This window comes from Corynebacterium sp. CCUG 65737 (assembly GCF_024454115.1).
GTDB lineage: Bacteria > Actinomycetota > Actinomycetes > Mycobacteriales > Mycobacteriaceae > Corynebacterium > Corynebacterium genitalium.
Window position 1 is genome coordinate 64,109 of the sequence record NZ_JAGPZB010000005.1, and the last position, 23,327, is coordinate 87,435.

Consider the following 23,327-nt stretch of genomic DNA (forward strand, 5'->3'; position numbering starts at 1 on the left):
CCGAGACTAGCGGATACCCAGCGATGCGGTGCACGCTGGCCACGCGCCCCAACCCTGGGCAGCCTGGACCTTCTCAGCGACGGCAATCTGCTGCTCGCGGGTCGCCTGGTCAGCCGTCGGAGCATACTGGCCGCCACCGTAAGCGGACCACGTGGACGCCGCGAACTGCAGGCCACCGTAGTAGCCGTTACCGGTGTTGATGGACCAGTTTCCGCCGGACTCGCACTGTGCGATGGAGTCCCACACGGAACCGCCAGCGACTGCCGGTGCGGACGCGCCCGTGTTGCCGCCCGCCTGCTGCTTGCCGCGGGCAATCACAGCGGGACGTGCCTTGCGGGTCTCCTCGCGCTTGAGCACGTCATCGGACTCGACCTTGCCGTTCACGGTGACCAGGCGGCGGGTGACCTTGCGTTCGCCCTTCTCGCCCTTCTCGCGGACCTTCTCTTCACCCGGCGCAAGGCTGTCATCGTCGACGTACGTCGGATCCGCCTCGAACTCCTCGGTGGCGGTGCGCTGGGTGATGTCCACGCGCTCAATCTTGACGGCCATATCCTCGGTCACCGGGGTGTTCAGGCTCGGGGTGACGCGGTCGTTAGAGTCGATGACCACGCCGCGGGCCGCCAACAGCTCGGCGACAGTGCGCGCCGGGGCGGAGGTGTAGGTCGTCTTGCCGCCGTCGGTAATGGAGACGATCTTCGGAGAGGTCACGTCGATCGTCATTCCGTCCTCGACGCGCTGGTCGGCGGAGTAATCGTGAGCGGAGCCACCGGCGACGCCGGGCATCTCGCCCAAGAAGTCATTCACCGTCGCAGCCGTGGTGGTGACTTGCTGCACCTGGCCGCCGTCGATGCGTACACCCACCGGCTTCGCCGTGCGCACGGTCACGGTGTCACCGTTGGACAGCGACTCGCCCGGCGCCGGGTGCACCAGATCCTGGTCGCCGACATCCACGCCGGCAGCCTCCAGCGCGCCGTCGACACTGCCCGCGAAGGTGTTCAGTTCCGTCTCCTCTCCATTGAGGTCGACGGTGATTGTTTTCTGGGCTGCGGCAGCAGTGGTCGCACCACCAATGACGACAGCTCCGATAGCGCCAGAGGCGATCACTGCACGGGTGGTGGAGTTCTTATTGATCCGACGATGACGTGACATGGAAGATAACAATACGATAACTTCCCGTGTTAATCAAGCGAGTTCGCAGGTTGAAGCAGCCGGCCAAAAGTGCCCCTGACCTCATGCGCCAATTCAGTCACATCAACCCCACGAGCCTCAGCCACAATGCGCGCAGTATGACCAATCAGGGCTGGTTCATTCCGTGCGCCTCGGAACGGTTCGGGCGTCATGTACGGTGCATCAGTCTCGATCAGCACCTGCCCCACCGGCGCTTCAGCTGCAGCCTGACGCAACTCCTCATTGCGCTTGAACGTGACATTGCCTGCAAACGACAAAACGTACCCGCGCTCGATCGCCTCCCGCGCCACGTCGAGAGGTGAAGAGAAGCAGTGCAGCATCACGTGCTTCGGCTGCGGCGAATCCGCGAGGATGCGCATCATGTCGTCGTCGCCCTCGCGGTTATGGATCATCAAGGTCTTGCCCGTGTCGCACGCGAGCTGGATGTGCCACCGAAACGCCTCCTCCTGCACCTCGAGCGGGGCGGTGCGCTCCGGGTCATGTTTAAGCCAATAGGTGTCCACACCGGTCTCCCCCACCGCTACGCAACGCTCGTCGCGGGCCATGTCTGCCAACCGTTGGCGTGCGTCGTCGTCAAGCTCATGCGCTCTTGTCGGGTGAATTGCACACGCCGCGAACACGCGCTCATTGAAGTGGGCAGCCTGCAAAGCCAGCTCCGCTTCCTCCAACCCGTCACCGACGGTGCACACCCGTTCCACACCAGCGCCGACCGCCCTTTCAACGATCGCGTCGACCTCCTCGCGGGTGCGGGCATTGCAGGAGGCGAGGTGCGTGTGGGCATCAATAAGCCCAGCGATTCCTTCGGCTGGCACAGGCGTAGGGCGCGGTTTCTTCTTGGACATACCTCCGAGCCTATATTGGGGGCATGTTCACCGACATCGACGATGCCACCCGCGCCCACATCGACCGCGACCTCGCCGAAGCAGCGGTCGCCGGAATCAACGGCTCCATCAGCGACATCGTGGCCAGCTTCGAAGAAACCCTCGGCGAATACCTCGCACTCGACCCCGACCTGCAGCGCGCCTACCCGCGCGGCGACACCGCCCGCATCTTCGGCACCGCGCTCGGCGACGCCTTCATCCGCGAGCACGGTTTCCAATGGCAGATGCTTAACGACGACTACGGCACCGACCTCGTCGTCGCCTCCCCCAGCCGCGACATGTACACCGCGCCCCTCGTCGTGGTGGATACCCGCTTCGAAGATGAGGAAACGGGGAAACTGACTGCGTTCATCGCGCAGTTCTTGGGCGAGTAGGGCTGACTTGGGGGTCTGGGTGGTCTGGCCGGTCTGGATGGTCTGGATGGACCCTCTCCCGGCCCGCTTGCGGAAAAGTTGACGAGCTCGAGTGCGAGTTGGCAGCTCAAACCGTTCTGACCTGCGCTAATGGCTCTAGACAGAAAACCAGTTTGTCAACTTTTCCGCACGGGCGCCCTGGCAACCCTAACTCGCAGCACTTCACCCCCCGCTGCAAACGTTGACGAACTCGATTCCGATTTAGTCCCCCAAAAGTCCTTGACCTGCAGGGATTTTTCTACACGGGAATCGAGTTTGTCATCTTTTGCAGGATCGAGCCCAGCAGGATCGAGCTCTGCAGGGGCGAGCCCGGGCCCGAGCCCGCTACTGCACCGGTGCCCACTCGGGGCCGGTCCCGCCGAGCTCCGGGTCGAGCTTCGCAATGAGGGGTTGCGGCTTCTCCAAAGGAGTGCCCGGCACAACGTCGACGCGGGACCAGGTTGCCTGCTGCTGTTCGTAGTCACCTGTGATCACCGGGTAGGTCTGGCCGATTTCGGGCAGGCCGACACCGATGAGGTTCATGCCAGCATCGTCATGCTCGGCGTTATCCACGACCTCCTCCACGCGCGGGGATGCGGCCCACACACCGTCGCGGCCGAGAGTCTCGTGCACCTTTTGAGCGGTGTGCGGCAGGAAAGGGGTCAGCATCGCATTGCAATCGGAGACGACTTGGAGGGCGGTCCAGAGGACCGTCGACAAGCGCTCGCGCTGAGACTCGTCCTTGGCCAGCTTCCATGGCTCCTGCTCCGCGATGTAGGCGTTGGCCTCGCCGACGACGTGCATGATTTTGGTGATGGCGTTCTTAAAGTGGGCCTCACCAAGCTCCGCGCCGGCCTCGCCGAACGTGCGGGCAGCCAGGTCGAGAATGCGCTGATCCGACTCGTTCCACGCCCCCGGCTGCGGCACCTCGCCGAAGTTCTTGTGCGCCATGGACACGGTGCGGTTGACCAGGTTGCCCCAGCCGTTCGCCAGCTCGTTGTTGATGCGGCGGACGAACTCGTCCCACGTGAAGTCAGTGTCGTTGTTCTCCGGGCCAGCCACGGCAATGAAGTAGCGCAGCGGGTCAGGTCCGAACTCCGCCAGGAAGTCCTTGACATAGATGACCACGCCCTTGGAGGAGGAGAACTTCGAGCCGGACATGGTGAGGAACTCCGAGGACACAACCTCAGTGGGGAGGTTCAGTGTGCCCAGACGGTGCTCCTGGCCGCCCTTCGTGCCCTTACCTGCATATCCCAGCAGCTCACCGGGCCAGATCTGGGAGTGGAACGTGATGTTGTCCTTGCCCATGAAGTAGTAACCGCGCGTGGCCGGGTCCTGCCAGAAATCCTTCCAGGCGTCCAGGTTGCCCGAGCGGGCAGCCCACTCGATAGAGGCGGACAGGTAGCCGATAACCGCATCGAACCACACGTAGAGCTTCTTGCCTGGGTCGTTCTCCCAGCCTTCGACAGGAACGGGAATGCCCCAGTCGATGTCGCGAGTCATGGAGCGCGGACGCATGTCCTCGAGCAGGTTGAGCGAGAACTTCAGCACGTTGGGGCGCCAGTCTTGGCGCGCCTCGAGCCACTCCTTGAGGGCATCGCCTAGTGACGGCAAGTCCAGCATGAAGTGCTCGGTCTCAACGAACTCCGGTGTTTCACCGTTGATCTTAGAAACCGGATTGATCAGGTCGACTGGGTCGAGTTGGTTTCCGCAGTTGTCGCACTGGTCGCCGCGGGCATCGTCTGCACCGCAAATCGGGCACGTGCCCTCGATGTAGCGGTCCGGCAAGGTACGGCCCGTCGACGGGGAGATCGCGCCTTTGGTCGTCTCCTTGATCATGTACCCGTTGTCGTACAAGCCCTTGAACAACTCCTGCACCACCGCGTAGTGGTTACGCGTGGTGGTGCGGGTGAACAGGTCGTAGGACAAACCCAAACCGGCCAAGTCCTCGACGATCTGGCGGTTGTAGCGGTCCGCCAGCTCCTTGACCGTCACGCCTTCCTTGTCCGCTTGGACGAGCAGCGGCGTGCCGTGCTCGTCGGTGCCGGACACCATGAGCACGTTGTTTCCCGCCATGCGCTGGTAGCGCGCGAACACATCGGAAGGGACGCCGAAGCCGGCGACGTGGCCGATGTGGCGTGGCCCGTTTGCATAGGGCCACGCCACGCACACGAGGACATTTTCGGAGGTGGCGTTGTTCGGGGAGACAGTCATACGCCCCAGCATAAGTGACTACCGCTTGGTGCCGAACATGCGCTGCCGTTTGCGGGCCTTGGCAATGGCATCGCGGTGCATCCGGCGCTCGACAGCCAGCTGGTGGTTGAAGCGCTGCTCCTCCTTCATGTCCAGGTAGATGGTGTCATTGCTGACGTCCTTCACGATGGCGAACATCAGCAGGATGAGAATGACCAGGAACGGGGTGGCAGCCGCGATGGTCACGCTCTGGAGGGAGTCCAAAGCGTCGTCACCGCCCGCGATGAGCAGGGTCAGGCCGACGGCTGCGGTGGCAAGGCCCCACATGCCGGTCAGTAGCGGCTTCGCGTCGGTCTTGCCGTTCTGGGACAGGGAGCCCATCACAGTCGAGGCGGAATCCGCGGAGGTGATGAAGAAGGTGCCCAGCAGGATCAGCGCCAGGATGCCCATGGCGAAACCGCCCGGGAAGGAGTGCAGCAGGTTGAACAGCTGCTCCTCGGACGATCCCTCGCCATAGATGGACTCACCGGTCTGCTCGAGGTGGATGGCGGTGCCGCCGAAAATGCAGAACCACACGGTGGACAAGCCAGCCGGGATGAGAGTGACACCAAAGCAGAATTCACGGATGGTGCGGCCACGGGAAATACGAGCCAGGAAGGTGCCCACGAACGGGGACCAGGAGATCCACCATGCCCAGTAGAAAATGGTCCAGGAACCGAGCCACTCCCCTGCCTCGGTGTCGGCGGACTCGGCAGTGCGCGACGCCATGAGGAAGAACTGGTCCAGGTAGGAACTAATGGCAGTCGGCAGCAGGTTCAGCTGCGTCAGGGTCGGCCCGAAGACGAACACGAAGATGGCCAGCACCGCCGCCACGATCAGGTTGAAGTTCGAAACCCACTGGATGCCCTTGCCCACTCCGGACATGGCGGACAGCAGGAACGCCAGGGTCAGGACACTGACGATGCCGACGGTCAACATGGTCGACGGGGAATCGACGAGTCCGGAGGCCTCCAGGCCAGTGGAAATCTGCAGGGCGCCCAGTCCCAGGGAGCAGGCGGTGCCGAAGATGGTGGCGAAGATGGCGAGGCCGTCGATAAGCTTGCCCAGCCATCCGTCCGCGCGCTTTTGTCCGATGAGCGGGATAAACGCGCTGGACAGCAGCTGCTTGCGGCCGAGGCGGAACGTGGAGTAGGCGATGGCGAGGCCGATGATGGCGTAGACGGACCACGGATGAAGGGTCCAGTGGAACATCGTCTGCGCCATGGATGTGCCCACGGCATCCGCGCTGTCCATGCCAGGCACGCCGTCACGGTAGAAGTTCAGCGGCTCGGATGCGCCGAAGAACATCAGGCCGATGCCCATGCCGGCGGCGAACATCATCGCGATCCAGGACATGGTGGTGAATTCCGGTTGCTCGTCGGAAGCGCCGAGCCGGATTTTGCCGAATTTGGAGACCGCAAGCACCATGACGAACACGACGAAAATAGTGCCGAACAGGACGTACGCCCAACCGAGGTTCTCGATCACCCAGCTGAACGACGCGCTGGAAAAGGCGCTGAAGCTCTCCTTTGCGGCCAGGCCCCAAACGACTACGGCGACCACGATGACGGCGAGCGGGGCGACAATCGCCCAGTCGATTTTCAGGTTCTCGTCTTCGGAGGCACGCTCAATAGCATCCTCCGGGTCGCTGATCTTCTGCTGGTCGCCGTCGTTCCGCGCATCCAGAAGGTCCTGAAGCTCGGCGGTAGCGGGGCGGTTGTGGGTCACGATCGGGTCGTCAGCGTGCGGGTCGATGTTCGGGTCATGCGGATCTGTCATCTTCTCTTCACTACTCACCCACATGACGGTAACGGAGATGTGCGCAGGGTGCACCTTTGCTGACTATTGGCTGCGGGCGGCGATGAAGGCGTCGTAAAGCTCTCCTGCTTTAATTCCCGCATTTTTCGCGACCTCTTTGACTGCATCCTTCAAGCGCATGCCGCCTTTTGTGAGCTTTTCGACGTCCCCCACCAAGTCCTCCGGCTCTACCCCCACTTCGGTGGTGCCGTCGATGACAACGGTGACTTCCCCGCGCACGCCCTCGGCCGCCCACGCGGCGAGCTCGCCCAGGGTTCCGCGGCGGACTTCCTCAAATGTTTTGGTCAATTCCCGGCACACGGCGGCGCGGCGGTCATTCCCGAGGACCTCCGCGGCCTCCTCGAGCGTGGCTGCGGTGCGGTGGGGTGACTCGAAGAAGCACACGGCGCGCTTTTCGGTCTGCAGCGACTCGAGCCATGACCGACGCGCACCAGACTTCCGTGGAGCGAAACCGTCGAAAATGAACCGGCCCACGCCCAGTCCAGACAGAGCGAGCGCGGTGGTCACGGCCGACGGCCCAGGCAGGCACGTCACCGGCACACCAGCATCGTGGGCCGCGCTGACAAGGCAATGCCCTGGGTCGGACACCAGCGGCATGCCTGCGTCGGTGACGATGAGGACGATGCCTGCACGTGCGGCGTCGATAAGCTCACGCGTGCGCTTGTCCTCGTTGTGGTCGAAGTTGGAGACGACTCTGCCGCGGATCTCCGCCCCGAGCGCTGCCGCCAGGTTGCGGGCTCGCCTGGTGTCCTCAGCGGCGATCACGTCGGCGCGTTCCAGCGCTGCCTTCAGGCGCGGGGACGCGTCACCGATATTGCCCAACGGAGTGGCGGCCACCACGACACCATGGGTGGGAAGAGTGTTGTCCATGCACCCAGCTTGTCACAAGCAGCGCGGGGCACACAGTAAGATCATCACCCGTGAGTTCGACACTAGTGGCCGAGAAAGTGCGCGTGGACCGTCCCGCCCCCACCGCACCTGTGACGGTCCCCTGGGACCGCCGCGACACGATCACCACAGCGGTGGTGGCCGTGCTGGCGTTCTTCACGCGATTCATCGGAGTGACCACGGCAGTGTCGAAAGGCACCCCGGTTTTCGACGAGAAGCACTACGTCCCTCAGGCCTGGGACATTTACCGTTCGTCGTTCAATCCGGTCATCGGCGGTATTGAGTCGAACCCGGGTTACGGCCTCGTTGTGCACCCGCCGCTGGGCAAGAAGCTCGCCGCACTCGGTGAAGCACTGTTCGGCTACACCCCGCTCGGCTGGCGTTTCGTGGCGGCCCTGTTCGGTGCGTTGACTGTGGTGTTCATCATGCTGCTCGCGCGGCGCATCTCGCAGTCGTGGGTGGTGGCGATGTTCGCGGGCATCATTGCTCTTTGCGACGGTGTGCTGCTGGTCATCAGCCGTTTCGGCATGCTGGATGTGTTCATTCTGCTTCCCGTTGTTGTAGCCGCGTGGACGCTCGCGGGAGATATGCGCCAAGTGCATCAGAGGCTTTACAGCGCCTGGCGTGACGGCACCATCGCCGCCTCCGGCCCGTACGGCCCCCGGCTGGGTTTTCGCTGGTGGCGGTTTGCCACCGGCGTCGTACTCGGGTGCGCTCTGGCCGTGAAGTGGTCCGGCCTGTACTACATCGCCTTCTTCGGATTGCTGTCGTCCTTTTATGACGTGTACTTGCGGCGGCGCTACGGCGTGGAAAAGCCCGTGGCCGGAACGCTGCTGCGCGACGTTCCATCAGCGCTGGCGTCGATCGTGCTCATCCCGGCAGTTCTCTACTTGTGGTCGTGGCGCGCTTGGTTCGCCTCCGAAACCTCGGTGTACCGCCACGCGGCGGTCGACGGCACCATCGCCGACTCCGACTGGCCTTGGCTGAGCAACCTGCCCGACGCTTTGGGCGGCTGGCTGTACTACCACCTGTCCGTGCTCAACTTCCACAGTGAACTGACCTCCTCATCCGGCCACTCGCACCCGTGGGACTCTAAGCCGTGGGCTTGGCTGGTGGCGTCGCGCCCGATCCTGTTCTACTCCTCCACCGGCATCGAATGCGCCGGCGGGCAAGAGTGCCGCCGCATGATCTACCTCTTCGGCACACCCGCGATCTGGTGGCTGACAGTCCCGATCCTGCTGTGGGCGATCTGGGCGTGGATCTCCCGTGGTGACCGCCGCGTCATCTTGCCGCTGATCGGCTTTGCGGCGGGCTTTTTGCCGTGGCTGGCGGCTTTCGACCGCCAGATGTACTTCTTCTATGCTGCGCCGCTGGTCCCCTTCACCATCGTGCTCATAGCTTTGGCGCTGGGGAACCTAGCGCAGAAGGGCGGGCCCGTGCCGAAGTTGCACAAGATCGCCGGCTACCCGATCATATGGGGCCAGTTCACGGTGGTGAGCTACTTAGCTGTGGTGATCGGGATGTTCCTCTACTTCTCCCCGATCCTCTACGGCTTTGTCATCCCCGACAGCTGGTTCCAGCAGATCATGTGGCTACCGAGTTGGACCTAGCTACGGCAGCGGGCCCGAACTGAGGCGCCGCAGCGGGTTCGCCAGCCCCTTATCCGCGAACCACATGAACACCAACGCGAGGCAAGTGAACAGCAATGTGAACAACTGCATCCACGGCGCTGTCCCACTGCCAGAGACGGCCTCCAGCACGACGAAGCCGACCGTGAAGCCGAACATTGCGCCCACAATGAGCAGGATGCCGGGGATCTGACCAGGCTTCCAGGCGGCGAAAAGCAAAGCGGCTGTAATACCGACGTGAACGGCGGCTAAGCCGATGAGCGGATGCGCCACGGACGGGTTATCGGTGGTGACCGTTGCGGACAAGACATAGTCGCCAGCCCAGAACGCGTGAATCACAGCAAGGATGACAAGGAAAATCCGGCCCACCGCCAAAGCAACCACACGCCGAGAAGAAACACGGCGGAACTCCCCCTCCACCCCAGCGAAGATGACATCGGAGAGATCCTTGGGCGGGGCCATGGCACCGTCGGCCTCCACCAGGCTCAAGGAGCTGGTCAGCCGCAGCGACCGTTCCCAGAACGCCAGGCACTCGGGGCAACCAGCGAGGTGAGCGTCGAGGACGGCGTTGTCTAGGCCGGGGTCTTCACCGTCGATACGCGCAGAGAGCGCTTTTTGCACCTCGCTGTGGCTAACCATCAACGAGCACCCGGTCCAAGCTCGCCCGGCCCGCGCCGAACACGAAGATCAGCCCCAGGAGAACGGCGAGAATCAGCGGGTACTCTAGCCCGCCGTCTTCTGCGAAGAAACCGTGCGGAAGGTGGATGAAATAGCCTGCCACCAGCACCATCACGGCCATCAACCCGGCGATGATAGTGGTGAGCAAACCGATGATGAGCATGGCACCGCCGATCAACTCGACTGAGCCCGCCACATACGCGACCAACCGTGGCTGCGGTACGCCTGCCTGGGCGAATTGCTGCGCAGTCTCGCTCATCCCCGTTCCCACCCAGTGCTGGTAACCCCGGGCAATGAACACCACTCCCACGATGAAACGTGCAAGGAGCAGCGCAAAGTCGCGGACAGCCGGTCTATTCATGAATTCAACCCTACAACGTGGAACCAAACGGGCACGTCCAGCAGTCTAACGAGGGTATGACGACATACCTCGACTTTGAAACACACTGCACCTGCTCCTACGACCACCTCCCCTTCGACTTCCTCACCATCGACGACTGCCCGCTGCACGCCCGCTTGCTCGCGCCCCTGTTGGAAGACAAACCGGCCATTGTCGGCCCCGTCATGTGCGAAGACGGCAAGGCCCGCCCGCCGTGGGCAGCCACAGACCCACTGACACGTTTGTATTACGACACTACGTGGGGTGTGCCCGGGCTGAGCGAGAATGAGATGTTCCGCGCCCTGTGCTTCCAAGTCCTGCAATCCGGGCTCTCCATGCGCGCCGTGCTGCGGAAGTTCCCCGCCCTCAACCGTGCCTTCAGCGATTTTGACCCCTATGTCGTGGCGCAGATGACGGAGGCTGACGTGGAGAAAATGCTGGACAATCCAGCCCTGATCCGTAACCGGACGAAACTCAGCGCCGTCATCACCAACGCTGAGGCCACTGTGGCGATGCGACGCGACGGAACATGCCTGCCCGAACTCGTGTGGGCCTACCAGCCAGCCATCATGCCGCAACCGGAAACGATGCTGGACATCCCTGAACGGACAGAAGAATCTGCTGCGCTGGCCAGAGACCTCAAAGCCCGCGGCTTCACCTTCATCGGCCCGAAGTCTGCGTGGCTGTTCATGCAGGCGGCAGGTGTGGTGAACACCCATCTGCAGGGCTCTTGGCGTCGCGATGCGGGACTGCGGATGACGCCGCTCGAGTTCTAAGTCAGTGGCAGAAACTGGCATGGCAGGGCACTCTTGGTGGGGTAAGTAGCCCCCACCAAGGAGAGCCATGCACGTCGGTTCGGCCATCGCCCAAGCCCTCGAAGACCACGGGACGGAACACGTCTTCCTCGTCCCCGGTGAGAGTTATCTCGCTGTGCTTGACGGTTTGCACGACACCGATATTTCCACCATTGTGTGCCGCCACGAGGGCGGCGCCGCCTACATGGCAGATGCCTACGGTAAGGCGACCGGTAAACCCGGAGTGGTCATGGTCACCCGCGGCCCCGGTGCCGCCAACGCCAAGATCGGTGTCTACACCGCCTGGCAGGACGCCGTCCCGCTCGTGCTGTTCATTGGTCTGATTCCGCGCGAAGACCGCTACCGTGAGTCTTTCCAGGAATTCGACCCGAACCAGTGGTTCGGCTCGATTGCCAAGGGCGTGTTCATTGTTGATGAGCCAGACCGCGCCAGCGGTGTCGTTGCGAATGCGATGCGTTTGGCTCAGCAGGGCCGTCCGGGCCCGGTCGTTGTCGGGTTACCGGAAGACGTAGTAGCCGCCCAGTTCCCGGGCGGTGAGCTCGCCCCGCCCATCAAGGTCGCGCATGGAGGCGTGTCCACTGCCGATGCGGAGGTGCTCAAGGAGCACCTGGAAAAGGCCGAGCGCCCGCTCATCTTCGAAGGTGGCCAGGGCTGGACACAGGAAGCGTGCGATGCCGTCCAGCAGTTCGCGGAGGAGCATGAGATCCCGGTCGTGGGCGACACCCGCTCCTCCGACCGCATCGGCTTCGACTCCCCCGCCAACGCCGGGTGGCTAGGCACCGCGCGCAAAGAGGAAACCGCGCAGCTTCTCGACGACGCCGACCTGCTCATTACAGTCGGTGGCATCCTGTGGGACAAGCCCACCGACAATTTCACCCGCCGGCAGAACTATGGTGCAGCGAACATCGTGATCACGCCGGACCCGGACTTGGTCGGCCACACTGCCGCCGTCACGCGTCACATCATCGCCTCCCCGGTGGCCTTCGCCGAAGCGCTGGGCAGCCTCAAGCTCGATTCCACACCTGACACCAGCGAGTGGTTCACCCGGGCGCGCGAGCTGCACCTGGAGCATTCCACGTTGCCCACTGTGGCAAAGCGTTACGACGAACCCGCCGGGTGCGTGGACATGCACGACGTCATGGAGGCACTCATCAAACAGCTTCCCGACGACGCGATCTGCACCTACGGGGCCGGCAACCACTGCTTCTGGCCGCAGCGGTTCTTCCCTACGCGGACATTCCCGTCGATGATCGCGAACCGTCTGGGTTCGATGGGTTACTCGCTGCCGGCTGGGATCGCTTCGAAGCTGGCGTTCCCGGACCGCTTCACGGTCGTGTTCACCGGCGACGGCGAATTCATGATGAACGGCAACGAGTTGATCACCGCCGTGCGCTACCACACCCCGGTTCTCATCGTGGTCGTGGATAACGCCCAGTACGGCACGATCCGCATGCACCAGGAGAAGCACTACCCAGGTCGGGTCAGCGGTACCCAGCTGGAGAACCCGGAGTTCTGCAAGCTGGCCGAAGCGAACGGCGCGTGGGCGGCGAAGCTGGACGACCCTGCACAAGTGGACAACACCGTGGAAGAGGCCGTCCGCCAGGTGGCGGACGGCCGGGTGGCGCTGCTCCACGTCCGCGTGGACCAGGAGCAGGCGGAGCCTTTGCCGTAGTCTCTGGAACCTTCAGGCTCAGGGGTTACTTCTTCGCGGTGACCCAGACGTCGATCTCGGCGGTGATGGGCTCAACACCTGCATCGTCGACGATCTGGCAATCAATAGTGACCAGCTGTCCGCCCGTCTCGCGGGTGATGGAGTCAAAGTCCGGGAAGTCCGCGGTCGCGGTAATGGTCAGGCCTCCGGTGGACTTCTTCGGGTAGTCCGCGCGCATGCCACGAGGGATCCAACGGTGGGTGTCCGGAACCGACACTTCGCACAGCAGGCCCATCGCGGCTTCAGCGCCGTTCAGCCCAGCAATCACGTGGAAGGTGCCAATGTGGTTCTGCACACCCCACCACTTGCCCAAACGCACCACGCAGCGGCCTGGCACGGCTTCGCGCACGCGCGGCATGACGGTGCGGAAGTAGGGGGCTTTGACCGAGTAAAAGGCAGAAAACACCGCACGCTTGAGCGCGGTGTCACTGAACTTTTCCCACAGCTGGGCGGATTTGCCCGGGTTGGGGTTGGTCTGGGTGGTCGGGTCAGCAGTAGTCACGGAAGCGTCAGTCATACCCCGTGATGTTACTGGCCGCAGTTAGGCGATGTCGCGGTATTGCGTCTCCGGTTCGTCGAGCTGCTCGACCGGGCGGCGGTAGGTGGGCAGGTTGGCGAAATCGGCGCTTTCGTCGTCGATCTCCACAATCACAGCGCCTGGACGGCGCATGTGAGCGGGAACCGGAGCCCCTTCCTCGGAGGAGACGACACCCAGGCGGGCACGGTGGAGCTGGCGCATACGGCGCGCGTGAAGCTCACGCTCCTGCATGACCTGGGCGCGCAGTGCCACCAAGTACCAGACCAAAAGTCCGGCAACGACAACCGGTGCTGCCCATGCCCAGCCGCCAGCGACGAGCGCGAGCACGACTGCGATCGCAGTCGCGGCGGCGAGACCGAGGATGGTGCGCTGGCGGCGGCGAGCACGGTCCTCGCGGGCGCGCTGCGCGGTCTGCGGGTCCCAGCCGCCGCGGCCACGGCGTGCGCGGGCGTAAGAGATTTCGCTCTCGTCGAGCTCGACCTCAGCGTCAGCGTCAACATCGAGGTCTTCTGCGTCGAGATCGTCCTCAACGGCCAGCTCCACATCAGAGGCGCTCTCGTCGTCAGCGAAGGCATCAGCGTCTGCTTTTGTATCTGCGTCGAGATCCGCAGTCTCATCTGCTTCGAGCGTGACGACGGTGCTGTAACCGTAATCCTCCGGGGAGAAGTACGTCGCGTCCAACTCGTACTCGGCGGCACCTACGTCACTGTCATCGAAATCACCGGCGCGAACGACGCTATACGTGACGGTCTCGTCGTCGGTGGCTGCGGTGTCGTCGATAAGCGCCGCGGGCTCGGGCTCTGCGTCGATGACATCGTGCTCTGCGGCGGCACTGCGCTTCTTCCAGGAGGCCGAACCGCTGTCGGATTTCACAGGCTCAACGACCTCATAATCATTGTCGTCGTCGAAGTGGTGAATGTCCGCTTTGGTAACGCGCGGACGGCGTCGACCCTGCACATCCGCGGTGCCGCCCTGGTGAAGGACGCGAGTTTCGTCGTACCCCTCTCCGGAACGCCTGATGGGTTTGGAGTCCCCGAACACCATCGGAGCGAGAACGATCGCCCACACCACGACGATGAGGACGATGATCAGGCTGAGGCTGCCGGACATGGGCCCACGACCTTTCTGCACACAGGACAGGTTGCTAGTTGTTAGCTAGACACTAGCCACGGAAAGTGGGCCTCTGACCGAACCACGCCGTGAAAATTGGTGCAGAATTTAAATCCACAAACGACCCTGTGCGGCGAGCCTTTCCACAGCTGATCCGGGTAGATCATCAATGTTCTGGGCGACAAAGTGGTGGTCACGCCAGCGGCCGTCGATATGCAGATTCTCTTTGAGGAAGCCTTCCTCCCGGAAGCCCGCGTTGGCCAGTACCTTGCCGGAAGCCGGGTTGTCCGGAAGGTAGGTCGCGGTCACGCGGTGCATGCCGATCCGGGCAAAGGCGTGGTCCACCCCGAGGGCGCACGCGACCGTCGCGATGCCCCGGCCCGAATAGGGCGAATGAACCCAGTACCCGATCCAGCACTCCCCGATGGCGCCGTGCTGGATGTTGCCCAACGTGACTTGGCCGATGAAGGCGTCGTCGAGCTCGATGACCAGCGGAACGATGACACCGTCATGGGCGTAGCGGCGCAGGTTGGTCCAGGTAGACATCCATGCGGACTGCGAGTGAGCCTCGCGCCATGTGCCACTGACCGTGGGCTCGACAGGGCGCAGGGTGCGCTCGTCGGCAATGCGCATGCGCGCCCAGTCCCTGCCGTCCTGGATGGTGAGCGGACGCAGGCGCAAACGGTTCTCACCCGGGATGAACACCGTCGGCGTGGGCTCCGGCCAACCGGGGTGGACTGGGTGGCGCTGGCCAGAACGCGGGCGGGATTTCTTGCCGAAGATCATGCCCGTTGCTGGAGGAACATGACATCGACGATGTCGCCAGGACCGACGTGCGCCACGTCGACGGGGATGCGGATCATCGCGTTCGCCTCAGCAAGACCGGCCAGAAGGTGGGCCGGGCCGCCGGACGGGCCGCCAATGCTGTCCACCAGGTAGTCGCGTGTTTCCGCATCGCGCATGAGGCGGGCACGCACGTAGCCCACGCGGCCCGGAATCGACTCGATGTGGTTAAGCGAGCGCGCCTTGACGGTGCGGCGCGTGGGCACGCGCTTGCCCAACGATGTTCGGACCGCAGGTCTGATCAGTGCCTCGAAGATCACCAGCGCACTGACCGCGTTTGACGGCAGCAGGAAAACCGGGATCCGGTCCTCGCCGATCAGACCGAAGCCCTGGGCAGACCCAGGGTGCATGGCAACGCGCGAGGTGTCGATCTCCCCCAGCTCACCGAGCGCTTCCTGGAGCGGCTTCGCACTTGAGCCGCCAACGGCACCCGTAATAATAAGGAATTCGCTGCGCTGCGCCTGGGTGGCAATCTGCTCCTTGAGGCGGCGGGGTTCCGCATTGATGATTCCGACGCGGTTGACCTCCGCACCGGCGTCTTTCGCTGCAGCGGCGACGGCGTAGGAGCTGACGTCATACACCTGGCCCAGGCTGGGGTTGCGGTCAACGTCAACCAGTTCAAGACCGTAAGACATCACTGTCACACGCGGACGCGGGTACACCAGAACCTTATCGCGGCCGGTGGCAGCCAGCAGGCCAATCTGCGCTGGGCCGAGCACGGCACCAGCGCGCACGGCCAGGTCACCGGGTTGGATGTCGTCGCCTTCCTTACGGATGAAGTCGCCAGAGCGCACCGGACGGTGCGGGGAGACGCGTTTGCGGCCGCGGTCGGACCATTCGAGCGGCAAGACAGCGTCTGCAAGCGTCGGCAGCGGGGCACCCGTGGCCACACGGACAGCCTGGCGCGGTTGGAGGCGCAGTGGTTTTTGCGAGCCTGCCGCGACCTCGCCCACCACGGGCAGTGACGTTTCGGTCTCCGCCGCGGCCGGTCCTTCTTTTTTACCCAGTGTTTGACCGCCGCCGACGTCGACCGCGCGCACCGCGTAACCGTCGACAGCTGCCTGCGAGAAACCCGGCAGTGGTGAGGAGGCCTGGACTTCTTCGGCGCACATCAAGCCCAACGCGTCGGTGATGCCGATGCGGATGGGCTCGGGCGTCATCGTCGCGTCGATGATCATGTCCAGCTGCTCGTCGACACTGCGCATGGTTTGAACCTACTACTGGTCGCGCAGGTGTGGGTTCTCCGACTCGAAGTCCGCGACGATCTGTTTGATGGCCTTGTAGAGCGCGGGACCGTACTTCGGGTGGTTGAGGCCGAAGTCCACGTTCGCCGGAATGTACCCACCCGGGTTGCCCAGGTCGTGGCGCTTGCCGTCGTGGACGACGACGTGGACTGGGTGGCCCTCGTTGATCATCAGCTCAATCGCGTCAGTGAGCTGCAGCTCACCGCCCTTGCCCGGCTCAATGCGGCGCAGCGCGTCGAAGATACCGCGGTCGAGCAGGTAGCGTCCGGTGGCGACGAAGTTGGACGGAGCCTCGGCGGGTTCTGGCTTCTCCACCATGCCCACGACGCGTTTGACGTGAGATGCGTCGACATCAGCGCCGGCCTCAACCTCGCGGACATCGAACACGCCGTAGTTGAACACGTCTTCCGGGTCGACCTCGAAGGCGCACAGCACTGACCCGCCGAGAGTGTGGCGGACTTCAGCCATCTTTTCCATCACGCCGGTGGGCAGCACAAGGTCGTCGGGCAGCATGACGGCGACAACATCTTCGTCATCACCCAGCAGAGATTCCGCGCACCCCACAGCGTGGCCCAGGCCCAGCGGCTCTTCCTGCACGGCAGCCTCCGCCGTGATGATGTCGGATGCGCGGGCAACCTTTTGCGCCTGCTCGTCCTTGCCGCGTGCCAGCAGGGTGTCGTGCAATTGATCGAATGGGCCGAAGTGCTCCATGACCTCACCTTTGCCTGGCGCGGTCACGACTGCCAGGCGCTGTGCCCCCAACTGTGCTGCTTCTTCCGCGATGAGCTCAATGCCCGGAGTGTCCACGACCGGCAGCAGTTCCTTCGGCACCGTCTTCGTGGCGGGCAGGAACCTCGTGCCCATGCCTGCGGCGGGCACGATCACGGTTTTCACGTTGGACTTGCGCGTAGATGCCATAAGTGGTGAGTCTACCTACAATGATTCGACATTCAGCTAAAGCCTCCCGCAGGTTGTACAAAGGATAGCGATGGATTCAAAGGGGCAACTGCGTGCGGTTGCGCGTCAGCGCAGACGAGTACGCGAAAACAAGACGCTTATCGACGCCGCTGTGCGTGACCACCTGCTCACCCATCTCCGCGGCTGCACCCGCGTAGCCGCATACTCCCCTATGCCTACTGAACCCGGGGGCGAGGAGCTTCCCGACGTCCTCGCCGCAGCAGGATTAGAGGTCTTCTTGCCCGTCACACTCGGTGCCGGAGTGTTGGAGTGGGCACTGCATGTGCCGGGGCAGCTGGCTCGCGGGGCGCACTTCGGCATTACTGAGCCCACCGGTGAGCGTTTCCCATCGTCGATGTTGAGCAGCTGTGACGTGGTGATTGTTCCCGCGTTGGGGGTGGATCGGCGCGGGATGCGGCTCGGCCAAGGCGCGGGCTACTACGACCGAGCACTGGTGCATGCAGGTGCAGTTCCCCGGATTGCGCTGGTTTACGACGACGAGGTGCACGACGTCCTGCCCTCCGAGCCCCACGACCAGCCTGTGGACGGCGCTGTCACCCCGCAAGGGTTTTTGCGTTTCAAGGGAACCAGTCCGGGGGCTGCGACAGTCCAATAAGGCATGGACTTTCTCACTCTCGCTCCTGGCTACCGCCGCGCGCTTGCTTTACGACGTCTCACCGCCGCCCTGTTACTCCTCGCCGCCCTTCTCACTACCGTGACGGGCAGGGCAGCGAATGACCCAGCCGTGCTGGTGTTCGCGCGCGACGTTTCGCCGGGCGAGTCGCTCAGCGGGGACGATGTCGAACTGCGGAGATTGCCGGAGACGATCGTGCCCGATGGGACTCTGAGCCAGATCAGCGAGGTGGAGGGGCAGATTGTGGCGTCGACGGCGGGCGCGGGTGAGGTTGTCACACCGACGCGTTTGTTAGGGCCCGATCTCGTCTCAGCGCTCGTGCCTGGCGACCGGGTCGATTACACGATGGTGCCGGTCAAGCTTGCCGAGCCCGACATCATCCCCATGCTCCACCACGGCGACCGAGTCTCCGTCGTCACCATCGATCACGTAGAGCAGGAAGGCGCAGCCCGAACGATCGCCACAAACGGCATCGTGGTCCTGGCCGGAGGAGGAGGAGATGACTCCCCCGCCGGCGGTATTCTCCTGCTGCTTCATCACCAGGACGCGGAAGCGGTTGCGGCAGCCTCGCTGTCTTCTCCGCTCGCTGTCGTGCTCACCGGCGAACAAGGTTGAGAAGACAGATCTCACTTGTTGTGTTAACTTGTCTCACCATGCTTCAAGGATTCAAAGATTTCATCATGCGCGGCAACGTCATCGATCTGGCTGTCGGTGTCGTCATCGGTTCCGCATTCACTGCTATTGTTACCGCGTTCTCTGAAAACATCATCAAACCTTTGATCAACGCTGTCGGCGGCGCAAACTTCTCCGGCCTCGGTTTCCACGTCTTCCCGGGCAACGAGGGCACATTCGTGGACTTCGGTGCCCTACTCACCGCGTTTATCAACTTCCTACTGATCGCTGCTGTGGTTTACTTCTTCATCGTCGCGCCGATGAACAAGCTCGACGACGCACAGAAGCGTCGCAAGGGCATTGACCCGGACGCCGAGGACCCGACCGAGCAGGAGCTGCTCTCTGAAATCCGCGACCTGCTCGCCGGCAAGAACGGCACTGCACCGACCGATACGCCGCGCGCTTAAGGTCCAGAGAAGCTAGAAGCCTAGTCCCCTCCGTAATGCGGCGGGCGCTCGTCAAGAATCGGTGGTTCTTCATCGAAATTGACGTAGCGCTCGCCGTCTCCTTTTTCCTCAGTAATCGGGGTGTCGGCGTGCCTGTCATAGTCGGCCTCAGCCCGACGAGAAGCGCGGCGGCGGGGTTTCCGTGAAGCCATTGCCCTGAAAAGACCGCGGGAACTACTGGACGCTGTACTTGCGCAGCTCGCTGATGAGGTGCGCAACCAGAGGAGAGATCGTAGAAATGCCGTCCCTAATCGCCGCGCGCGAGGGGGCCAGGTTGACCACTACCGTGGACCCGGACACGCCGCAGATGCCGCGGGACGTGCATGCGTCGACCGCGCCGCAGGCCTGACCGGAAGCACGCACCGCCTGGGCAACACCGGGCACGAGCTGGTCGATGACACCGCGGGTCGCCTCCGGGGCCTTGTCGCGGGGGCCAACACCGGTGCCGCCGACCGTGACCACGAGGTCCACACCGCCTACGACAGCCGTCTCGATGACCTTGCGGATCTCGGACTTCTTAGACTTCACGTACACGACGCCGTCCACCTTGAAGCCGATCTCCTGGAGAAGTTCGAAGACGAGACGGTCAGTCCCCTCGTCGATCGCCCCACCCTGCTTGTGATCGCTCACCAGGACTGCGAGTGCACACGGCTGACTGGGGACTTCCACCTCGGCTTCCGTTGCCATCAGAAAAGCCTCGTCCGGCTCGTGGATGTCCAGCGCGTCAAGAGTGTCCGACATGACCGTTACTCCTCGTCTTCAGTTCGTGGCAGGTGGTGTGCTACTCCGAAAAGTTTCGCATCTAGAAATCTACTCCGAACTCAGAGTCACATCTACCGTTCTGGTCTCATCCGATCCAGCAGATTTGACCTCCAAGGTCACCGTCTCACCGAAGTCGTAGGAACGGGTAGCTGCCACCAGGGCATCAGAAGAATCGATCGGCCGGTCATTGACGCGGATAATCACATCGCCAGGCTTCAATCCAGCCTCGTCAGCAGGGCTGCCTGGCTGCACAGAGTCGATCAACGCGCCGTCGGCATTGTGGCGGATGTCCACTTGGACACCCATCATCGGCTGACGCGCTTCGCCTTCGTTGATCAGCTGGTCCGCTACACGGCGAGCGAAGTTCGACGGGATGGCGAACCCGAGACCGATCGACCCCGACTCACCGGACGCACCCTGCGACAAGGACGCGATCACGGAGTTCATGCCGACAAGATGGCCGTTCATGTCCACCAGCGGACCGCCTGAGTTGCCCGGGTTAATCGCAGCATCCGTCTGGATACCGTCCATCAGTGAGCTCTCGCCGCCACCCTGAGCTGCACGGACTGGTCGATTCAGTGCCGAAACAATGCCAGTGGTGACAGTTGCGGACAACCCCAGCGGCGAACCGATCGCTACAACGGGTTGCCCCACCGCCAAGTTGTCGGAGTTGCCGAACTGGACGACCGGGAGGTCAGATACCCCCTCAATCTGAATCACAGCGATATCGGTATTGACATCCGAGGCGATGAATGAGGCGGGATGCTTGGAACCGTCGTTAAGCGTCACTTGCATCTTTGTATCCCCATTGGCTGCTTCCGCAACCACGTGGTGGTTCGTTAGCACCTTCCCGTCGGAGGAGATGATCGAACCGGATCCCTCAGCTGCGCCGGAGCGGGCTACGACAGAAATGGACACCACGGCGGGAAGCACAGACTCGGCGACCTTTTCCACCGAACCATCCGGCGCTGGCGGCCTGTCGTTGTCCACAGGTGCTTCGAGCGCATTGTCTTCGTCGCTGGCCCCCATGCCAAGACTCTGCCCGGAGCCAGATCCGTTACCGGCGAAGTGGCTCACAGCATAGCCGGCGGCCGAACCCGCGATGAGCGCTGTCACCAGTGACAGAGCGATTGCCCCACCGGCGCCCAAGCCTTTCTTCTGCCGCGTGTTCACAGTCACGGGCTGAGAAGAAAAAGGCTGCGCTTCCGGCTGCAGCATGGGTTGCCGGGCCGGCTGAGGGGCAAAAGCACCGTTCGGGTCATTCGTGTACGTCATGATCGGGTATTGTCCTCCCGCTAGCTGTCACTAACATCGCGATGAATCTCAGCTCATCGTAGTACTTCCTACTCGCTCACTGTGTGGTGCCGGGGTCGCTTTACTCCGACACCGGGCGGCCGGGAAAGACGACGCGGATACGCGTGCCTCCGTCGTCGGATTCTTCGACGGCGATGGTGGCCCCATGACGATGCAGAACCTGCTGCGTGATCGCCAGACCAAGGCCCGATCCCGGCATAGCGCGGGACTCTGGCGCGCGGTAGAAACGGTCGAAAACCTTGGTCCTCTCCTCCACCGGGATTCCGGGGCCAGAGTCGTCGATGATGAGCACGGCGCTGCGCTTCGCTGCACGTAGGGACACACGGACCACCCCACCCGGCGGCGACCACTTCGCCGCGTTATCCAAGAGATTGACGGGGGCGCGGGATAGGGCGTTCGAATCAGCGTCCATCACCCACGGGTCCGCGCGGAAACGGAACTCCACATCCGGGCGGCGGCGCTTCACACGTTCAATCGCATCAGCGAGGACACCGTCCAGACGCACCGGCTCGAACTCCTTCTGCGGAACATCCTCGCGTGCGAGATCCACCAAGTCCCCGATCAGCGTCGACATCTCCTCCATCTGGGCGGTGACATCATCTTCAAGATCGTTGAGCTCCTGCTCGGCCATCATGGTGTTCGGGCCGGAGCGGTGAAGCATCGTCAGCAGCTCGATGTTGGTGCGCATTGATGTCAGCGGGGTACGCAGCTCATGGCCAGCGTCGGCAACGAGCTGCGATTGGCGAACGCGCGAGTCATTGAGCGAGGCCATCATGTCGTTGAGAGATTCAGCGAGACGGCTGTACTCGTCGTCGCCTTCGACCTCAATAGGCTCAAGCTCGTTGCTATCTCGGACACGATCGACAGAACGCCGGAGACGCTCCAACGGACGCAACGTACTGCGGGCAATCAGCGAGCCACTGAGTGCGGCCAGCAACGTTCCTAGACCGACAATGCCCATGAGTGTGGCCCGCAACCGGTTGTCCTGGGCGAGCACTCCGCCCGTGTCGCGGGCAAGCGCAACAGTCACGCCGTCGCCGTCGCGGAGTACCGAAACCCACTCGTTGCTGAAGGTTTCCTGCGTCCAATCGGGGCCCTGCCCCTTCCGCGCGAACCTGTCTACGGGAACGGGATCACCGACAAACGGTTGATTCTCACCAGGTGACACCGCTACCCGGTAACCCGGATTGTCAGTGCGAAACTGGTCAACCAGCATACCGAGCATCTCGACATCCGTGCCCGAGGTATCAAGCACGTATTGCGTTTGGCGCATCAGCGCCACAGTACGGGCTTCCAGCTCGAGAACTTCGCCGTCCTCCATGGCCCCTGAGACGGCAACGTAGGACAGCAGGGCTGTTGCACCGACAGAGAGGGTCACAAGGACCGCCGCAAGCGTTGCAATCCTGCTGCGTAGCGACGACGGGCGCGACAGCTCGAGTTCCCGCGACCTAACCCCCTGAATGTCTTGGGTTTCGCCGGCTACACGCCGGAGGATCACGGCGCAGACTCCCGCATCACGTACCCGACACCGCGCACGGTGTGGATGAGACGGGGCTCCCCGTCTGCCTCGGTCTTGCGGCGCAGATATCCAATGTAGACCTCAAGGGCGTTGCCGGACGAGGGGAACTCGTGGCCCCACACTTCTTCGAGAATCTTCTGCCGGGTGAGCACTTTGCGGGGGTTCCGCAACAGCAGGTGAAGCAGGGAGAACTCCGTGCGGGTGAGCGAAATGTGGCGGTCACCGCGACGGACATCGCGAGAAGAAATGTCGAGGTGGAGATCTTCAAAGCTGAGCTCCGAGCCACCTTCAGCATCCTGCTGAATGGCATCGGCGCGAGCGCGACGCAGCAGGGAGCGTACACGCGCCAGCAGCTCCTCCAGCGCGAATGGCTTGGGCAGGTAGTCATCCGCCCCCGCGTCCAGACCAGCCACACGGTCGGAGACGCCATCGCGGGCAGTGAGCATGAGGATCGGCCGGTCATAACCAGACGAGCGCAATTCACGGCATACTCCCAGACCGTCGAGCTGCGGCATCATCACATCGAGAACTGTCAGGTCCGGTTGCTCTTGCTCAATGCTCGCAAGCGCCTCCTGACCGTCTTTTGCCAGTGCAACGTCGTATCCGTTGAATTGCAGGGAGCGCCGCAAAGACTCCCGGACCGCCTGCTCGTCGTCGACCACCAAGATCTTCATATCA

At 63.1% G+C, this 23,327-nt stretch carries 24 protein-coding genes; 7 read left to right on the top strand and 17 right to left on the bottom strand.

The window, feature by feature from the left end:
* Positions 1–6: 6 nt before the first annotated feature.
* Positions 7–1,149: a resuscitation-promoting factor gene (locus KBX17_RS05480; RefSeq protein ID WP_255995422.1), complete on the bottom strand. Its 1,143-nt coding sequence runs from the start codon at positions 1,147–1,149 to the stop codon at positions 7–9.
* 29 nt (positions 1,150–1,178) lie between these two features.
* Positions 1,179–2,030 (bottom strand): TatD family hydrolase, encoded by an 852-nt coding sequence (locus KBX17_RS05485; protein ID WP_256018851.1) that lies wholly within the window; start codon positions 2,028–2,030, stop codon positions 1,179–1,181.
* A gap of 23 nt (positions 2,031–2,053) precedes the next feature.
* On the opposite strand from KBX17_RS05485, the gene KBX17_RS05490 reads away from it, so the two are divergent.
* Positions 2,054–2,443 carry a DUF3806 domain-containing protein gene (locus KBX17_RS05490; RefSeq protein WP_256018852.1) on the top strand — a complete coding sequence of 130 codons (390 nt, stop codon included), beginning with the start codon at positions 2,054–2,056 and terminating at the stop codon, positions 2,441–2,443.
* A 363-nt stretch (positions 2,444–2,806) separates the two neighbouring features.
* Here the strand turns inward: KBX17_RS05490 and metG are convergent, their stop codons facing one another.
* Genes metG through rsmI form a run of 3 tightly spaced genes read right to left on the bottom strand, consistent with a single transcriptional unit; the run spans position 2,807 to position 7,381 of the window.
* Positions 2,807–4,675: a methionine--tRNA ligase gene (gene metG / locus KBX17_RS05495; protein WP_040423804.1), complete on the bottom strand. Its 1,869-nt coding sequence runs from the start codon at positions 4,673–4,675 to the stop codon at positions 2,807–2,809.
* 18 nt (positions 4,676–4,693) lie between these two features.
* On the bottom strand, positions 4,694–6,496 hold the full coding sequence (locus KBX17_RS05500; protein ID WP_005291300.1) for a BCCT family transporter: 1,803 nt from the start codon (positions 6,494–6,496) through the stop codon (positions 4,694–4,696).
* Between the two features lie 39 nt (positions 6,497–6,535).
* Positions 6,536–7,381: a 16S rRNA (cytidine(1402)-2'-O)-methyltransferase gene (gene rsmI, locus KBX17_RS05505; RefSeq protein ID WP_256018854.1), complete on the bottom strand. Its 846-nt coding sequence runs from the start codon at positions 7,379–7,381 to the stop codon at positions 6,536–6,538.
* Positions 7,382–7,431: 50 nt separating this feature from the next.
* Between rsmI and KBX17_RS05510 the strand changes: the two genes are divergently transcribed.
* A complete protein-coding gene (locus tag KBX17_RS05510; protein ID WP_370687585.1) occupies positions 7,432–9,009 on the top strand; it encodes a dolichyl-phosphate-mannose--protein mannosyltransferase in 1,578 nt (525 codons plus the stop codon).
* Here KBX17_RS05510 and KBX17_RS05515 read toward each other — a convergent pair whose 3' ends face one another.
* Together KBX17_RS05515 and KBX17_RS05520 are read right to left on the bottom strand one after the other, a co-directional pair.
* The gene (locus KBX17_RS05515) at positions 9,010–9,648 is read right to left on the bottom strand and encodes a zf-HC2 domain-containing protein (protein ID WP_256018856.1); all 639 of its coding nucleotides are present in this window, start codon (positions 9,646–9,648) and stop codon (positions 9,010–9,012) included.
* 10 nt (positions 9,649–9,658) lie between these two features.
* Positions 9,659–10,066 carry a DoxX family protein gene (locus KBX17_RS05520; protein ID WP_256018857.1) on the bottom strand — a complete coding sequence of 136 codons (408 nt, stop codon included), beginning with the start codon at positions 10,064–10,066 and terminating at the stop codon, positions 9,659–9,661.
* Between the two features lie 56 nt (positions 10,067–10,122).
* Here KBX17_RS05520 and KBX17_RS05525 point away from each other — a divergent pair, with 56 nt between their 5' ends.
* Together KBX17_RS05525 and KBX17_RS05530 are read left to right on the top strand one after the other, a co-directional pair.
* Positions 10,123–10,860, top strand: coding sequence for a DNA-3-methyladenine glycosylase I (locus tag KBX17_RS05525; RefSeq protein WP_005291310.1), 738 nt, complete (start codon positions 10,123–10,125; stop codon positions 10,858–10,860).
* A gap of 67 nt (positions 10,861–10,927) precedes the next feature.
* Positions 10,928–12,571 (top strand): thiamine pyrophosphate-dependent enzyme, encoded by a 1,644-nt coding sequence (locus tag KBX17_RS05530; protein ID WP_256018859.1) that lies wholly within the window; start codon positions 10,928–10,930, stop codon positions 12,569–12,571.
* Positions 12,572–12,596: 25 nt separating this feature from the next.
* Here KBX17_RS05530 and KBX17_RS05535 read toward each other — a convergent pair whose 3' ends face one another.
* From KBX17_RS05535 to KBX17_RS05555, 5 genes are all read right to left on the bottom strand, one after another.
* Positions 12,597–13,127 carry a hotdog fold domain-containing protein gene (locus tag KBX17_RS05535; protein ID WP_005291314.1) on the bottom strand — a complete coding sequence of 177 codons (531 nt, stop codon included), beginning with the start codon at positions 13,125–13,127 and terminating at the stop codon, positions 12,597–12,599.
* A 24-nt stretch (positions 13,128–13,151) separates the two neighbouring features.
* Positions 13,152–14,258: a gephyrin-like molybdotransferase receptor GlpR gene (glpR, locus tag KBX17_RS05540; protein ID WP_256018860.1), complete on the bottom strand. Its 1,107-nt coding sequence runs from the start codon at positions 14,256–14,258 to the stop codon at positions 13,152–13,154.
* A gap of 108 nt (positions 14,259–14,366) precedes the next feature.
* Positions 14,367–15,044 carry a GNAT family N-acetyltransferase gene (locus KBX17_RS05545; protein ID WP_256003352.1) on the bottom strand — a complete coding sequence of 226 codons (678 nt, stop codon included), beginning with the start codon at positions 15,042–15,044 and terminating at the stop codon, positions 14,367–14,369.
* Positions 15,041–16,306 (bottom strand): gephyrin-like molybdotransferase Glp, encoded by a 1,266-nt coding sequence (glp, locus tag KBX17_RS05550; RefSeq protein WP_005291320.1) that lies wholly within the window; start codon positions 16,304–16,306, stop codon positions 15,041–15,043. The genes KBX17_RS05545 and glp overlap by 4 nt, the downstream gene beginning before the upstream one ends.
* A gap of 12 nt (positions 16,307–16,318) precedes the next feature.
* Positions 16,319–17,263, bottom strand: coding sequence for a UTP--glucose-1-phosphate uridylyltransferase (locus tag KBX17_RS05555; protein WP_255997101.1), 945 nt, complete (start codon positions 17,261–17,263; stop codon positions 16,319–16,321).
* Between the two features lie 70 nt (positions 17,264–17,333).
* On the opposite strand from KBX17_RS05555, the gene KBX17_RS05560 reads away from it, so the two are divergent.
* From KBX17_RS05560 to mscL, 3 genes are read left to right on the top strand one after another with little or no spacing between them, the layout of a single operon-like run.
* A complete protein-coding gene (locus KBX17_RS05560) occupies positions 17,334–17,918 on the top strand; it encodes a 5-formyltetrahydrofolate cyclo-ligase (RefSeq protein WP_256003349.1) in 585 nt (194 codons plus the stop codon).
* Between the two features lie 3 nt (positions 17,919–17,921).
* On the top strand, positions 17,922–18,551 hold the full coding sequence (locus tag KBX17_RS05565) for an SAF domain-containing protein (protein ID WP_256003347.1): 630 nt from the start codon (positions 17,922–17,924) through the stop codon (positions 18,549–18,551).
* 38 nt (positions 18,552–18,589) lie between these two features.
* Entirely contained in the window at positions 18,590–19,015 is a 426-nt protein-coding gene (mscL, locus tag KBX17_RS05570; RefSeq protein WP_256018862.1) for a large-conductance mechanosensitive channel protein MscL, read from the top strand.
* A gap of 20 nt (positions 19,016–19,035) precedes the next feature.
* On the opposite strand, the gene KBX17_RS05575 is transcribed toward mscL, so the two are convergent.
* The 5 genes from KBX17_RS05575 to KBX17_RS05595 form a co-directional block, all read right to left on the bottom strand.
* Positions 19,036–19,206 carry a hypothetical protein gene (locus KBX17_RS05575; protein ID WP_256003343.1) on the bottom strand — a complete coding sequence of 57 codons (171 nt, stop codon included), beginning with the start codon at positions 19,204–19,206 and terminating at the stop codon, positions 19,036–19,038.
* 22 nt (positions 19,207–19,228) lie between these two features.
* Positions 19,229–19,795, bottom strand: coding sequence for a molybdenum cofactor biosynthesis protein B (locus tag KBX17_RS05580; protein ID WP_005291333.1), 567 nt, complete (start codon positions 19,793–19,795; stop codon positions 19,229–19,231).
* Positions 19,796–19,864: 69 nt separating this feature from the next.
* The gene (locus KBX17_RS05585; RefSeq protein WP_370687586.1) at positions 19,865–21,091 is read right to left on the bottom strand and encodes a trypsin-like peptidase domain-containing protein; all 1,227 of its coding nucleotides are present in this window, start codon (positions 21,089–21,091) and stop codon (positions 19,865–19,867) included.
* Between the two features lie 100 nt (positions 21,092–21,191).
* Entirely contained in the window at positions 21,192–22,628 is a 1,437-nt protein-coding gene (locus KBX17_RS11540) for a HAMP domain-containing sensor histidine kinase (RefSeq protein WP_256018864.1), read from the bottom strand.
* Entirely contained in the window at positions 22,625–23,323 is a 699-nt protein-coding gene (locus tag KBX17_RS05595; protein WP_005291343.1) for a response regulator transcription factor, read from the bottom strand. Before KBX17_RS05595 ends, KBX17_RS11540 begins: the two co-directional genes overlap by 4 nt.
* Positions 23,324–23,327 lie beyond the last annotated feature (4 nt).